This window comes from Skermanella sp. TT6 (assembly GCF_016653635.2).
Classification (GTDB): Bacteria; Pseudomonadota; Alphaproteobacteria; order Azospirillales; family Azospirillaceae; genus Skermanella; species Skermanella cutis.
This window is the reverse complement of record NZ_CP067420.1, coordinates 3,255,990-3,269,071: the sequence shown is the minus strand read 5'-3', so window position 1 is coordinate 3,269,071 and position 13,082 is coordinate 3,255,990. Positions and strand designations below refer to the sequence as shown.

Genomic DNA, 13,082 nt, shown 5'->3' with positions numbered 1-13,082 from the left:
TATCCTGAAACAGAAAATTTAACAGCCATGACAGGATTGTGAACAAGGGTTGAAGAAATTAGCCCAGTATTCGGTCGTCGAGCGGTGCGGGCTTACCGGTCGATATGGACTCCGATGCGGACGAGATTTCGGGTCCAGCCGGTCTTGCATCCATCCATGGTGATTCGGGTCATGTAGATATAGGCGTCGTCGTCCGTGTCCTCGAAGTTCCGCGACGGGCTGTCGGGATCGACCAGCGACGGATAGACCACCGGCCGGGTGTCGCATCCCTTGTTCAGGGTGACCGGGGTCGGAAACAGCAGCCGGGGCGGCGACCATGCCAGCAGGTCGGGGCTGGTGCTGTAGAAGACGCCGTCGACGGTTGCGCCGTCCGTTCCCGTGGGCTGACGGTGGGTGAACAGGCCGATATAGAGGCCGGAGGGGCGGTGCAGGCTGAGGCTGGTGACCAGGCGCGTCAAGCCGGGAACCGGCGTGCATGTCGCCGGCGGGCCGGCCGGGTTCGGTTCTTCCCGGTAGGGGTCGATGAAGCGGACGCTGAAACCGTGGCCGTCCCAGGCCCGCCAGGATGCCGGGTCGTCCAAACGGTCTGTCCGCATCAGGCAGATGCCGAAGGCCTGCGCGCCCTGCGGGGCGGCGCTCATCATCGTGTAGAAATGGTCGCCTCGCCGGATGATGTTGGCCGGGTTGAACAGGCCGCTGCGCTTCCCGCGGGCCGGATCGTACCGGTATGGCACGCCCGCGACCAGCCGACGGCCCCTGGGCGCCTTGAAGGTCCGGCCGCCGTCGGTCGATACCGCATAGGTGATGGTGTTGTACCAGCACTCCATGTAGCCTCCGGAGGGGCAGAGGGCCGGGCGGCGGTGGCCGTGGAACTCGTTGTGGACCAATGCATGGACGGTCCTGCCGTCGAGGGTGTAGGTGCTGGTGATCCAGCCCCGGTCGTCGAAGGCCGAGGGATCGTCATCCCTGCCACCCTCGTACAGGATGTCGCAGGAGTGCCGGAGATGGTCGAGGTCGGGACCGGCCATGCCCCGGTTGGTCCAATGGCTGGCGATCAGGCGGACGGTGCCGTCATGGGCTCTGAAGACGCTGGCCGGAACGTCGGGCACGTCGAACTTCTCGCAGGCGTCGCGGGCATGGTCGAAGACGATCTCCGGCGCCGCTCCCGGCGGGATGGTCAGGGTCAAGGCGGAGGCTCCCGGTGCCCCGAGCATCGGCAGCAGCAGTGCCGCCAGCAGGCGGATCGGTGCGCGGATCTTCGGCATCTGTTATCTCCGGTTGCTGTCAGTTCGGCCGCCTTGAACCGGGGATGTTAGATGTCGATGGTTAACGGGAAGCTGACGCCTCATCAAGGCCGACATCCCAAGGAGGGACTCCGCGGAAATGCCCGGCCAGGAAATCGACGAAGCTCCTGACCTTGGGCGACAGGTTGCGGGCATGGGGATAGACCGCGTAGGCGCTGGGCTGCGGCAGGGCGTGATCCGGCAGCACCGTCACCAGCCTGCCGTCGCGGAGCGCGTCCCCGACGATGAAGGTGGGCTGGCGCACGATGCCTTGCCCGGCGACGGCCGCGGCCACCAGCGCATCGCCGTTGTTGGCCGACAGGCTGCCGGACACGCGGATCGTGGTCTCGACCCCGTCGGGACCGATCAGCGTCCAGTCGAGCGGCGTGGGGGAATAGGTGTAGAGCAGGCAATTGTGCCCGGCGAGTTCGGGCGGCGTGCGCGGCGTTCCATTCCGGCTCAGATAGTCCGGGGAGGCGCAGAGAACGATCCGGATCGGGGCAAGACGCCGGGCGATGAGGCTGGAGTCGGTCAGGCGGGCGATCCTGATCGCCACATCGTAGCCTTCCTCCACCAGGTCCACCTGCCGGTCGTTGAGCACGAGGTCGATACGGACCTGCGGGTGCCGCTCGCAATAGGCGGCCAGGGCGGAGGCGAGGTGGGTGCTGCCGAAGCTCATGGGCCCGTTGACCCGGAGGGTGCCCCGCGGCTCCGCCTGCAACTCGCTGGCGACCCGCTCGGCCTCGCTCAGCTGGTCCAGTATGCTCGCGCATTTCTCGAAGAAGGCCAGCCCGGCCTCGGTCAGGCTCTGCTTGCGGGTCGTGCGGTTGAGCAGGCGGACCCCCAGCCGGTCCTCCAGTTGGTGGATATGCCGGCCGACCATCGCCCGGGACAGGCCGAGATCCTCCGACGCCGCGGCTTGGCTGCCCAACTCGACGGTGCGGACGAAGGCGGCGAGGGCGGTGATCCGATCCATGGGGCGGCACTCCGGATTGTATACTCGTCGTAGCTTATTTATGCCGGAACGAGCGGATTAACCTCCAGGGGTTCTCAATGCACAGTTCTGTCCATCAGGGGCCGGACAATCCGCCCCTTCACCAAAGCGGTCCGCGAGGCGGGCCGCAGATCGGGATGGACGGACAATGAACGCTTCTCACTCGACCCAGTCGCAGGCCGATTACGCCGCGCTCGTGCTGCGCGTCAGCCTCGGCATCCTCTTCCTCGCCCACGCCGGGCTGAAGATCTTCACCTTCACGATCCCGGGCACCGTGCAGTTCTTCGAGACCATCGGCTACCCCGGCTTCTTCGCCTACCTGGTCATCCTGGGCGAACTGGGCGGCGGCCTCGCCCTGATCCTGGGCGCCTGGACCCGGATGGTCGCCATCGCCCTGCTGCCGATCATGATCGGCGCCACCCTCCAGCACCTGCCGAACGGCTGGATGTTCGGCAGCACCGGCGGCGGCTGGGAGTTCCCCGCGTTCTGGACGGTGACCCTGGTCGTCCAGGCCCTGCTCGGCGCCGGCGCCCATGCGCTGAAGCCTGAGAAGCTTCTCGGCCTCGGCGGCGCCGGACGTACCGCGCAGGCTGCCCGCTGACCTCGGCGGCGTCCCCAACGAAAAGTGCCCGGGAGCATCGGCCGATGCTCCCGGGCACTGTCTTTCACGTCAGGACTTCGGCCGGGCTGCTCAGCCGGCCTTCGACATGGCGACGGCGGTGTCGGCCATGCGGTTGGAGAAGCCCCACTCGTTGTCGTACCAGGTCAGGATACGGACGAAGTTGCCGTCGATCACCTTGACCTCCTTCAGGGCGAAGATCGAGGAGTGCGGGTCGTGGTTGAAGTCGGTCGACACCAGCTCCTCGTCATAGGCGCCCAGGATGCCCTTGAGCGGGCCGGCCGCGGCGTCGGAGATGGCCTTCTGGATCTCCTCCGGGCTGGTCGCCCGCTTGGCGATGAACTTGAAGTCCACGACCGAGACGTTGGGGGTCGGCACGCGGATGGCGGTGCCGTCCAGCTTGCCCTTCAGTTCCGGCAGCACCTTGCCGACGGCCTTCGCGGCGCCGGTGGAGGTCGGGATCATGTTCAGCGCGGCGGCGCGGGCACGGTGCAGGTCCTTGTGCATCGTGTCCACGATGCGCTGGTCGCCCGTGTAGCTGTGGATCGTGGTCATGAAGCCCTTCTCGATGCCGACCAGATTGTTCAGCACGAAGGCGACCGGGGCGAGGCAGTTGGTCGTGCACGAGGCGTTCGACACGATCTTGTGCTCGGCCGTCAGCTTGTCGTGGTTGACGCCGTAGACGACCGTCAGGTCCTCGTCCGTCGCCGGGGCGGAGATCAGGACCTTCTTGGCGCCGGCGGTCAGGTGCTTGGCGGCATCGTCGCGCTTGGTGAAGATGCCAGAGCATTCCAGCGCGATCTCGACGCCCATGTCGCCCCAGGGGAGCTGGGCCGGGTCGCGGACCTGGACGACCTTGATCTCGTGACCGTTGACGACCAGCACGCCCTCGCGGGCCTCCACGGTGCCCGGGAACCGGCCGTGGACGCTGTCGTACTTCAGCAGGTGCGCGTTGGTATGCACGTCGGCGAGGTCGTTGATCGCGACGACCTCCACGTCGGTGCGGCCGGATTCGTAGATCGCGCGCAGCACCAGACGGCCGATACGCCCGAATCCGTTGATCGCAACCTTAACAGCCATCGATTCCTCCTATCCCAATACGTTCGCGGGCTTTGACGCGCCCGTTTACAACTTGGCCTTGGCGGCCGTCACCACGGCATCGGCGGTAATGCCGAAATGCTTGTAGAGATCCTGGTAGGGCGCCGATTCGCCAAAGCTCTTCATGCCGACGAAGGTCCCCTTGCGGCCGATATAGCGATCCCAGCCCTGGCGGACCTGGGCCTCGACGGCGATGCGGACCGTGTTCTCGCCGATCACCTCGTCCTGGTAGGCCTCGTCCTGCTCCTCGAACAGCTCCATGCTGGGCATGGAGACCACGGCCGTGCCGATGCCCTCGGCCTGGAGCGTGGCCCGGGCCTGAAGGGCGATCTCCACCTCCGACCCGGTGGCGAAGATCGTGACCTTCCGCTCGCCGTCGGCCGGGGCCAGGATATAGGCTCCCTTGGCGGACAGGTTCTCGGTCGTGTGCTCGGTCCGGACCGTCGGCAGGTTCTGGCGGGTCAGCGCCATCAGCGACGGGCGGTGGACGCTCTTCATCGCGATCGCCCAGCACTCCGCCGTCTCGACCGCGTCGGCCGGACGGAAGACCAGCAGGTTGGGGATGGTGCGCAGCGCCGGGACATGCTCGACCGGCTGGTGGGTCGGGCCGTCCTCGCCCAGGCCGATGCTGTCATGGGTCATGATGAAGATCGTGCGGGACTTCATCAGGGCGGCGAGGCGGATCGCCGGGCGGCAATAGTCGCTGAAGGTCAGGAAGGTGCCGCCGTAGGGAATGATGCCGCCGTGCAGCGCCATGCCGTTCATCGCCGCCGCCATGCCGTGCTCGCGCACGCCGAAATGGACGTAGCGGCCGTGGAAGTCGCCGCGCTGGACGGCGCCGGTGTTCTTGACGCGGGTGTTGTTGCTGGGCGTCAGGTCGGCGGAGCCGCCGATCAGCTCGGGCACCGCCGGGACCAGGACGTCCAGCACGTTGCCCGAGGCGACGCGGGTCGCCAGTTTCGGCTGCTCGGCCGAGACCTTGCTCTTGAAGCCGTCGATCACCGCGTCGAAATCGGCCGGCAGCTCGCCGGAGACGGCGTGGGTGAAGCTCCTGCGCAGGCTTTCGTCGGCGCCGTCCAGGCGGGCCTGCCAGCTCTCCCGCTCTGCCACGCCGCGCTGGCCGAAGCCGCGCCAGACCTGGGTGATCTCTTCCGGGATGATGAAGTGCTCGTGGGTCCAGGCCAGCTTCTCGCGCGCCGCCTTGATCTCGTCGGCGCCCAGCGGGGAGCCGTGGCAATGGTGGGTGCCGCCCTTGGTCGGCGCGCCGTAGCCGATGATGGTCTTGCAGGCGATCAGCGAGGGAGCGTCGGTGGTCCGGGCGTACTCGATCGCCGTGGTGATCTGCTGCGGATTGTGGCCGTCGATCTCGCGCACGTCCCAGCCATAGGCGCGGAAGCGATTCAGCGTGTCGTCGGTGAAGCTGAGGCTGGTCGGGCCGTCGATCGAGATCTGGTTGTCGTCCCACAGGACGATCAGCTTGGACAGGCCCAGGTGGCCCGCGAAGGACGCCGCCTCGTGGCTGATGCCTTCCATCAGGTCGCCGTCGCTGGCGATCACGTAGGTGTAGTGGTCGACCAGGTCGTCGCCGAACCGCGCGTTCAGGATCCGCTCGGCCAGCGCCATGCCGACCGCGGTGGAGATGCCCTGGCCGAGCGGGCCGGTGGTCGTCTCGATGCCGCCGGACTGGAGCACCTCCGGGTGGCCGGGGGTCTTGCTGTGGAGCTGGCGGAACCGCTTCAGCTCGTCGATCGTCATCTCCTCGTAGCCGGTGAGATGGAGCAGGCTGTACAGCAGCATCGAGCCGTGGCCGGCCGACAGCACGAAGCGGTCGCGGTCGGGCCACTGCGGCGCCTTTGGATCGAACTTGAGGAACTTGCCGAACAGCACCGTCGCCACGTCGGCCATGCCCATCGGCATTCCGGGGTGGCCGGACTTCGCGGCCTCGACCGCGTCCATGGCGAGTACGCGAATCGCGTTCGCCAACTGCTCGTGCGGAACGCCGGCAGGGCTTGCGGGGGTCGCGGAGGTGGGCGGCGTCGGCATGGTGACGGGTTTCCTGGCTAGAGTCTGAACGCGCCGCCCCCGGTCGGCTCCCCCGGGTCAGAATGGGGGGCGGCAACCGGGGGTGCGCGCGGCGTTGCGACAAGGCTTCAAAATTCTGAAACGCGGGCACCATGCCGCCGCCGGTTGCCCACGTCAACACGCGAGATGCCCGGATGTGGCGTCTGCGAAGCGTGGTTGACGGCGGCGCGGGCGCGCCTCTAAGGTCGGGGCCGACTGGTTTCACTTCTGCGCAGGATCGGCTTCGCCCCGATGGACCGACTCAAAGCCGCCTTGGAAAGCCTCGACATGGCGATCGACCAGCTCGACGCGGCCCTGGACCGCCGGGAAGGCCGCCGCATCGCCGAGCGCGACGAACTGGCGCGTGCCCTGGAAGCCGCAAGGGCGGCGGAGGCGGAGGCCAAGGGCGTGGCGGACACCGTCTCGGCGCGCCTGGATACGGCGATAGGCCGGCTGCAGACCGTTTTGGAGGATTAGGAGCGGATGCCGCGTGTCGACGTTACGCTGAACGGGCGCAGTTATCTGATCGGCTGCGAGGACGGGCAGGAGGCCCGGCTGCGCCAGCTCGCCAATTATCTGGACGGCCAGCTGCGCGCCATCGCCGGCCGCGCGCCGACCGCCGGCGAGGCGCAGGCCCTGGCCATGGGGGCCCTGCTGGTGACCGACCAGCTGTTCGACCTGAAGGCGGAGTACGACGCCCTGGCCGCCGACGTCCGCAACGGCGCCGCGCCGGGCGAAGCCAACGGAACCTCTCAGGCGGAGGAGGACGTGATGGTCGCCGCCGTCGATCATCTGGCAAAACGCATCGGGGATATTGCAGCCAAGCTCGATCGTGCCTAGGTTAAGGATCGGAAGGTTGCTGCGCGGTTCGTCAGGCTGCTTTATCCCTGGGGCCGATAACCTATTACTCTCGGGAGCTGTCCCTGCCGAAACCGTGGTTTCGGTACACGGCGCCCACCTGCTTAGGCAGGCCGCAGAGGATAGCAATCACGCCAACGGCCAAGCGGCTCCTTCCACTCTTCCTTTTTCGCGCCGATGACCGACCCAGCCGACCTTCGCGACCTGAAGAACGCGACACGGGCGTCGGCCAAGGCGCTGCGCGCCGAAGCGGCCGCTGCCGCCGGCGCCGAGGCCTCCGAGGCGGTGAGCCGCCGGGTCGCCGGGCTGCTGGCCGGAATGCCCAGGCCGGCCGTGGTCGCCGGCTACTGGCCGATCGGCAGCGAGTTCGACGTCAGGCCGGTCCTGTCCCGTCTCGATCTCGACGGCTTCACCTGCGCCCTGCCGGTCGTGGCGGCGCGCGGCGAGCCGCTGCTGTTCCGACGCTGGACGCCGCAGGTCCCGATGGAGCGCACCGGGCTCGGCATCCTGGCCCCCGCCGCCGGGGAACCGGAGGTCGAGCCGGACGCGCTGCTGGTGCCGCTGCTGGCGTTCGACAGGGCCGGTTTCCGGCTGGGCTACGGCGCGGGCTTCTACGACCGCACGCTGGAGCGGCTGCGGCGGATCAAGCCGGTGACGGCGATCGGCATAGGCTTCGCGGCGCAGGAGGTCGAAACCGTTCCCCGCGATCGGTACGACGAGCCGCTTGACTGGATCGTGACGGAGACGTCGGCGCTCCGAATTTCAGATTAGATTGATGGTGACATGAGACTCCTGTTCCTGGGCGACGTGGTCGGACGCAGCGGCCGCGAGGCGGCGTTGAAGCGCATTCCCGAACTGCGCGCCGCGCTGAAGGTCGATTTCCTGGTGCTGAATGGCGAGAACGCGGCCGGCGGCTTCGGGATCACCGACAAGATCGCCCGGGAGTTCTTCGAGGCCGGCGTCGACTGCATCACCACCGGGAACCATGTCTGGGACCAGAAGGAACTGATCGGGTCGATCGACCGCGAGCCGCGCATCCTGCGCCCGCTCAACTATCCCGATGGCACGCCGGGCCGCGGCGCCTCGATCTTCCAACTCCAGGGCGGGCGCAAGGTCCTCGTCATGAACGTCATGGCGCGGCTGTTCATGGACGCCCTGGACGATCCCTTCGCGGCGGTCGAGAAGGTGCTCCGCCAGCACAGGCTGGGCGGCGGCATCACCGCCGCCGTGCTGGACTTCCACGGCGAGGCGACCAGCGAGAAGATGGCCATGGGCCACTATCTGGACGGCCGCGTCTCCCTCGTCGTCGGCACCCACTCCCACATCCCGACCGCCGACCTCCAGATCCTGAACGGCGGGACCGCCTTCCAGTCGGACGCCGGCATGTGCGGCGACTATGACAGCGTGATCGGGATGAAGAAGGAAGTCTCGGTCGCCCGCTTCGTCCGCAAGCTGCCGACGGAGAAGATGACCCCCGCAGAGAACGAGGCCACCGTCTGCGGCGTCTTCGTGGAAACCGACGACCGGACGGGGCTGACCGTCCGGGCGGAGGCGGTAAGGGTCGGACCGAGGCTGGCGAACCATCTGCCGAGTATCTAGCAGTACATCTCACGCTATAGTTGGCGGTTGATTGGCAATGCTCCTTGCCTCACGCACTACGTCAAGCATCGGAAAGGTCCTCCTGGACTACTTCCGAGCTTTTCGCAGTTCGTGTTGCATATACGAGCGCAACACTGCGTTGATCTTGGTCTGGTATCTCTCGCTGTTCGTTCGGAAAAAATCTAGAACATCTTTATCCAAACGGATGCTTATGGCCGCCTTGCTCGAAGGTTCGATGATCTCTGCCGCATCAAACCATTGTTGATCAAGCACGGGCGCGGCGTCGGGGTCGCTTCGTATGGCGACCTCGACGTCAGCGTCGGTCAATTCATCAAACCTGGACCAGTCAGCTTTCCTGGTCGGGGTTGAGCCCAGCGAGCGTCGTACTGTACGCTCTCCGTTCATCCTTCCTCGCCTTTCTTGCGGAAATTAAGCGGCGAATGCCACTACGCCATGTATATACAATTGCAAGTACGTGGTTGTCTACCATGCCAATGGCAATATATCGTTTTTCGCCATATTTGCGTCGACTATCCTCTTTCTCGATCATATGACCAGCAAAAGCTGCAATCACATGATCGAAGTAAAGGCCATGTTTCTCGAAGTTCTTGTTGTTCTTTTCATCACACCACTCAAACTCCATTCGCAATTTTCCTTCCGTTGTCGGCAATCTGGTGCCATCAGGGAAATGACAAGACCTTGAAAGTCTAGGATGGTGAGTTGCAGCATCATTTAATCCTTTCGCGAAGATATTTTCGTGCTGTCAGTTAGGGCGGTTCAGCATCCACTCTGTTTGCTGTGCCCGGACAAGACAGTTGTATATACAGGAGTGGCGCTGCGTCAATGTCTTTTGAGTTAACCCGACTGGATTTTTATGACTCCAAAACTTTAAAGTGTATATTTAGTTAATTGTTCAACTTAATTTCGAGGCATGTGACCTGAGCCAAAACGAATGAGCAACACCGCAATGTCGCCATATTAAGCTATCATGTTCTCATTGACGGTTATCTGTGCCGGCGTCCCGCCCTTCGCTGCCGTTCTGTCGCGTGCGGCCCTGCGCCGGGTGTGGTAGACAGCTGCCATAATCATCCCTATCGACACTCAGAAAAGCCTCTCGAAGGGCAGGTTCAAGCGCATGGCAGGTCATTCACAGTTCAAGAACATCATGCACCGCAAGGGCGCGCAGGACGTCAAGCGCGCCAAGATGTTCAACAAGCTCGCCCGGGAAATCAGCGTCGCGGCCAAGTCGGGCCTCCCGGACCCCGCCGCCAACCCGCGGCTGCGCGCCGCGATCATCGCGGCCCGGACGCAGAACATGCCGAAGGACCGGATCGACAGGGCGATCAAGAGCGGCAGCCCGGGCGGCGACGACGCCAACTACGAAGAGGTCCGGTACGAGGGCTACGGTCCCGGCGGCATCGCGCTGATCGTCGAGGCGCTGACCGACAACCGCAACCGCACCGCCGCCGAGGTCCGTTCGGCCTTCACCAAGCACGGCGGGTCGCTGGGCGAGACCGGGTCGGTCGCCTTCATGTTCAGCCGCATCGGCCTGATCGTCTACCCGGCCAAGGCTGCCGGGGCCGAGGCCATGTTCGAGGCGGCGCTGGAAGCCGGGGCCGAGAACGTGGACTCCACCGACGACGTCCACGAGATCACGACCTCGATGGAGGACATGTCCGCCGTGCGCGACGCGCTGGAGGAGAAGTTCGGTCCGGCGGAGAGCGCCGCCCTGACCTGGAAGCCGGTCAACACGGTGGCCCCCGACGAGGATACCGCCGCCAGCCTGCTGAAGCTGATCGACGTGCTGGACGACAACGACGACGTCCAGACCGTGTCGGGCAACTTCGACATCCCCAACGAGCTGCTGGAGCGGCTGACCGCCTGATGCGAGCACCGGGACCGTTCAGGCTGGTCGGGCTCGATCCCGGCCTGCGGCACACCGGCTGGGGCATCATCGATGTCTGCGGCAACCGGATGACCCATGTCGCCAACGGCGCCATCCATTCCGACGGCGACCTCAGCCTCGCCGAGCGGCTGGTGCAGCTCCACGACGGCCTCAGCGCCGTGATCGAGCGCTGGAAGCCCGACGAGGCGGCGGTCGAGGAGACCTTCGTCAACAAGAACCCGGCGTCCACGCTCAAGCTCGGCATGGCGCGCGGCGTCGTGCTGCTGGTCCCCGCCAAGGCCGGGCTGCCGGTGGCGGAGTACCCGACGAACCTCGTCAAGAAGTCGGTGGTCGGCGCCGGGCATGCGGACAAGAACCAGGTTCAGGTGATGGTCGGGATGATCCTTCCGGGCGTCGAGATGAAGTCGGCCGACGCCGCCGACGCGCTGGCCGTGGCGATCTGCCACGCCCACCACGCGGCCACGCGCAACGTGATCGCGGGCGCCCTGGCGATCCCGGGGGTGCGGGGAGGCCGGGCATGATCGCCAAGCTGTCCGGCCTGCTCGACAGCGTCGGGACCGACCACTGCATCGTCGACTGCGGCGGCGTCGGCTACCTCGTCTACTGCTCGGCGCGCACGCTCCGGCGCATCGGCGATACCGGGGCGGCCGTGTCGCTCCGCACCGAGATGCAGGTGCGCGAGGATGCCATGACCCTGTTCGGCTTCATCGACGCGGCGGAGCGCGACTGGTTCCGGCGCCTGACCACCGTGCAGGGCGTCGGGTCGCGGGTGGCCCTGGCGCTGCTGTCCGTGCTGGAGCCGGACAAGCTTGGGCAGGCGATCGCGGCGCAGGACCGCACCGCGCTGGCCCAGGCCGACGGCGTCGGCCCCAAGCTGGCCAACCGCCTGATCAGCGAGCTGAAGGACAAGGTCGCCGACCTGCAGTTCGGCGCCGGTCCGGCGACGGCCGCGTCCGGCGGCGCGCCGGCCGGGGCGGGGGTCACCGGCGACGCGGTGTCGGCGCTGGTCAACCTTGGCTACCGGCGGGCCGAGGCCTTCGCGGCGGTCGCCCAGGCCGCCCAGAAGGCCGGCCCCGACGCCAAGGTGGAACAGTTGATCATGATGGGACTGAAGGAGCTTAGCGCGTGATGGCGGCAGCCGAGCAGGATCGCATGGTGCAGCCCGAGCCCATGCAGGGAGAGCAGGCGGACAGCACGATCCGGCCCTTGTCCCTGTCGGAGTTCGTCGGGCAGCGGCAGGTGCGCGAGAACCTGGCGATCTTCATCCAGGCGGCGCGCGGCAGGAGCGAGGCGCTGGACCATGTCCTGTTCTTCGGGCCGCCCGGCCTGGGCAAGACCACGCTGGCCCAGATCGTCAGCCGGGAGCTGGGCGTGGGGTTCCGCTCCACGTCGGGGCCGGTGATCGCCCGGGCGGGGGACCTGGCGGCGCTGCTGACCAACCTGCAGCCGCACGACGTGCTGTTCATCGACGAGATCCACCGGCTGGCCCCGGCGGTCGAGGAGATCCTCTACCCGGCGATGGAGGATTTCCAGCTCGACCTGATCATCGGCGAGGGACCGGCCGCCCGCTCGATCAAGATCGACCTGCCGCCCTTCACGCTGATCGGCGCCACGACCCGGTCCGGCCTGATCACCCGGCCGCTGCGCGAGCGCTTCGGCATCCCGCTGCGGCTTCAGTTCTACGAGCCGGACGAGCTGGAGCTGATCGTCAGCCGGGCCGCCCGCGTGCTCGGGCTGGAGCTGACCCCCGACGGCGCCGCCGAGATCGCGCTGAGGTCCCGCGGCACGCCCCGCGTCGCCGGGCGCCTGCTGCGCCGGGTGCGGGACTTCGCGGCGGTCGCGGGCGACGGGGCGGTCGATGCCGCCGCCGCCGACGCGGCGCTGAACCGGCTGGAAGTGGACCGGCTGGGGCTGGACGGCATGGACCGGCGCTATCTCGGCTGCATCGCCGGCAATTACGCGGGCGGCCCCGTGGGCGTCGAGACCCTGGCCGCCGCCCTGGGCGAGCAGCGCGACGTGCTGGAGGAGGTGGTCGAGCCCTACCTGATCCAGCAGGGCATGCTCCAGCGGACGCCGCGCGGCCGCATGCTGACCGACGGCGGGTTCCGCTACCTCGGCCTCAGCGTCCCGCAGATCCCGGCGCGCCAGCTCGACCTTCTGGTGCCGGAGGGAGACCCCGATGAGTGAAGTCTTCGGCGGCGGCATGGACGGCGCGGTACACCGGCTGCCGGTCCGCGTCTATTACGAGGACACGGACGCCGGCGGCCTCGTGTTCCACGCCAACTACCTGCGCTACGCCGAGCGCGGGCGCACCGAGATGCTGCGGGCGCTGGGAAGCCGTCATGCGGAGATCGCGGGCGACACGGGTGTGGCCTTTGCGGTACGCAGGTGCGAGATCGACTTCCGGGCCCCGGCGCGGCTCGACGACCTGCTTGAAGTCGAAACGCGAATCATCGATATCCGCGGCGCCTCCCTGGAGTTCGAGCAGACCGTCCTCATGGCTGGCGTGCCCGGGCGCAGGGTCCTTGTTCGTATTTTGTTAACCGTGTTCTGCATCAATCCGCTGGGCCGGCCCGTGCGGTTGCCGGAGCCGGTCCGGGCCACGCTGGACGCGCTACGGACCCGCGGCGAGACCGATCAAGGCCCAAACAGCTAAAGGCGAGA

The 13,082-nt window shown here is 66.9% G+C and carries 16 protein-coding genes and 1 other RNA gene; 11 read left to right on the top strand and 6 right to left on the bottom strand.

Going from position 1 to position 13,082, the window contains the following annotated elements; all coding sequences use genetic code 11:
• Nucleotides 1-92 precede the first annotated feature (92 nt).
• Together IGS68_RS15450 and IGS68_RS15445 are read right to left on the bottom strand one after the other, a co-directional pair.
• Nucleotides 93-1,265, bottom strand: a complete 1,173-nt coding sequence (locus IGS68_RS15450; protein WP_201070716.1) for a hypothetical protein — start codon at nucleotides 1,263-1,265, stop codon at nucleotides 93-95.
• 61 nt (nucleotides 1,266-1,326) lie between these two features.
• A complete protein-coding gene (locus tag IGS68_RS15445) occupies nucleotides 1,327-2,259 on the bottom strand; it encodes a LysR family transcriptional regulator (protein ID WP_201070714.1) in 933 nt (310 codons plus the stop codon).
• Between the two features lie 166 nt (nucleotides 2,260-2,425).
• Here IGS68_RS15445 and IGS68_RS15440 point away from each other — a divergent pair, with 166 nt between their 5' ends.
• The gene (locus IGS68_RS15440) at nucleotides 2,426-2,878 is read left to right on the top strand and encodes a DoxX family protein (protein ID WP_201070711.1); all 453 of its coding nucleotides are present in this window, start codon (nucleotides 2,426-2,428) and stop codon (nucleotides 2,876-2,878) included.
• Nucleotides 2,879-2,968: 90 nt separating this feature from the next.
• Here IGS68_RS15440 and gap read toward each other — a convergent pair whose 3' ends face one another.
• Nucleotides 2,969-3,976, bottom strand: coding sequence for a type I glyceraldehyde-3-phosphate dehydrogenase (gene gap / locus IGS68_RS15435; RefSeq protein WP_201070708.1), 1,008 nt, complete (start codon nucleotides 3,974-3,976; stop codon nucleotides 2,969-2,971).
• Between the two features lie 45 nt (nucleotides 3,977-4,021).
• Nucleotides 4,022-6,037, bottom strand: a complete 2,016-nt coding sequence (gene tkt, locus IGS68_RS15430) for a transketolase (protein WP_201070697.1) — start codon at nucleotides 6,035-6,037, stop codon at nucleotides 4,022-4,024.
• 270 nt (nucleotides 6,038-6,307) lie between these two features.
• Here tkt and IGS68_RS15425 point away from each other — a divergent pair, with 270 nt between their 5' ends.
• The 5 genes from IGS68_RS15425 (at nucleotide 6,308) to IGS68_RS15405 (ending at nucleotide 8,512) form a co-directional block, all read left to right on the top strand.
• Nucleotides 6,308-6,532 carry a hypothetical protein gene (locus IGS68_RS15425; RefSeq protein ID WP_201070695.1) on the top strand — a complete coding sequence of 75 codons (225 nt, stop codon included), beginning with the start codon at nucleotides 6,308-6,310 and terminating at the stop codon, nucleotides 6,530-6,532.
• Between the two features lie 6 nt (nucleotides 6,533-6,538).
• Complete coding sequence (locus IGS68_RS15420; RefSeq protein WP_201070691.1) at nucleotides 6,539-6,895, top strand: cell division protein ZapA; 357 nt, start codon at nucleotides 6,539-6,541, stop codon at nucleotides 6,893-6,895.
• A 13-nt stretch (nucleotides 6,896-6,908) separates the two neighbouring features.
• A non-coding RNA gene (gene ssrS, locus IGS68_RS15415) (6S RNA) lies at nucleotides 6,909-7,069 on the top strand.
• A gap of 21 nt (nucleotides 7,070-7,090) precedes the next feature.
• Nucleotides 7,091-7,684: a 5-formyltetrahydrofolate cyclo-ligase gene (locus tag IGS68_RS15410; protein ID WP_201070689.1), complete on the top strand. Its 594-nt coding sequence runs from the start codon at nucleotides 7,091-7,093 to the stop codon at nucleotides 7,682-7,684.
• A 12-nt stretch (nucleotides 7,685-7,696) separates the two neighbouring features.
• A complete protein-coding gene (locus IGS68_RS15405; protein ID WP_201070688.1) occupies nucleotides 7,697-8,512 on the top strand; it encodes a TIGR00282 family metallophosphoesterase in 816 nt (271 codons plus the stop codon).
• Between the two features lie 87 nt (nucleotides 8,513-8,599).
• Here IGS68_RS15405 and IGS68_RS15400 read toward each other — a convergent pair whose 3' ends face one another.
• Together IGS68_RS15400 and IGS68_RS15395 are read right to left on the bottom strand one after the other, a co-directional pair.
• Nucleotides 8,600-8,839, bottom strand: a complete 240-nt coding sequence (locus IGS68_RS15400; RefSeq protein ID WP_247880883.1) for a BrnA antitoxin family protein — start codon at nucleotides 8,837-8,839, stop codon at nucleotides 8,600-8,602.
• 19 nt (nucleotides 8,840-8,858) lie between these two features.
• Complete coding sequence (locus IGS68_RS15395; protein WP_201070676.1) at nucleotides 8,859-9,155, bottom strand: BrnT family toxin; 297 nt, start codon at nucleotides 9,153-9,155, stop codon at nucleotides 8,859-8,861.
• 492 nt (nucleotides 9,156-9,647) lie between these two features.
• Between IGS68_RS15395 and IGS68_RS15390 the strand changes: the two genes are divergently transcribed.
• The 5 genes from IGS68_RS15390 to ybgC are packed head-to-tail and all read left to right on the top strand — an operon-like array spanning nucleotide 9,648 to nucleotide 13,074.
• Nucleotides 9,648-10,397, top strand: a complete 750-nt coding sequence (locus tag IGS68_RS15390; protein WP_201070673.1) for a YebC/PmpR family DNA-binding transcriptional regulator — start codon at nucleotides 9,648-9,650, stop codon at nucleotides 10,395-10,397.
• The gene (gene ruvC, locus IGS68_RS15385; protein WP_201070670.1) at nucleotides 10,397-10,939 is read left to right on the top strand and encodes a crossover junction endodeoxyribonuclease RuvC; all 543 of its coding nucleotides are present in this window, start codon (nucleotides 10,397-10,399) and stop codon (nucleotides 10,937-10,939) included. The genes IGS68_RS15390 and ruvC overlap by 1 nt, the downstream gene beginning before the upstream one ends.
• The gene (gene ruvA / locus IGS68_RS15380) at nucleotides 10,936-11,547 is read left to right on the top strand and encodes a Holliday junction branch migration protein RuvA (protein ID WP_201070667.1); all 612 of its coding nucleotides are present in this window, start codon (nucleotides 10,936-10,938) and stop codon (nucleotides 11,545-11,547) included. Before ruvC ends, ruvA begins: the two co-directional genes overlap by 4 nt.
• Nucleotides 11,547-12,605 (top strand): Holliday junction branch migration DNA helicase RuvB, encoded by a 1,059-nt coding sequence (ruvB, locus tag IGS68_RS15375; protein WP_201081367.1) that lies wholly within the window; start codon nucleotides 11,547-11,549, stop codon nucleotides 12,603-12,605. Before ruvA ends, ruvB begins: the two co-directional genes overlap by 1 nt.
• Entirely contained in the window at nucleotides 12,598-13,074 is a 477-nt protein-coding gene (ybgC, locus tag IGS68_RS15370; RefSeq protein WP_247880881.1) for a tol-pal system-associated acyl-CoA thioesterase, read from the top strand. The genes ruvB and ybgC overlap by 8 nt, the downstream gene beginning before the upstream one ends.
• The last annotated feature ends 8 nt before the right edge of the window (nucleotides 13,075-13,082 follow it).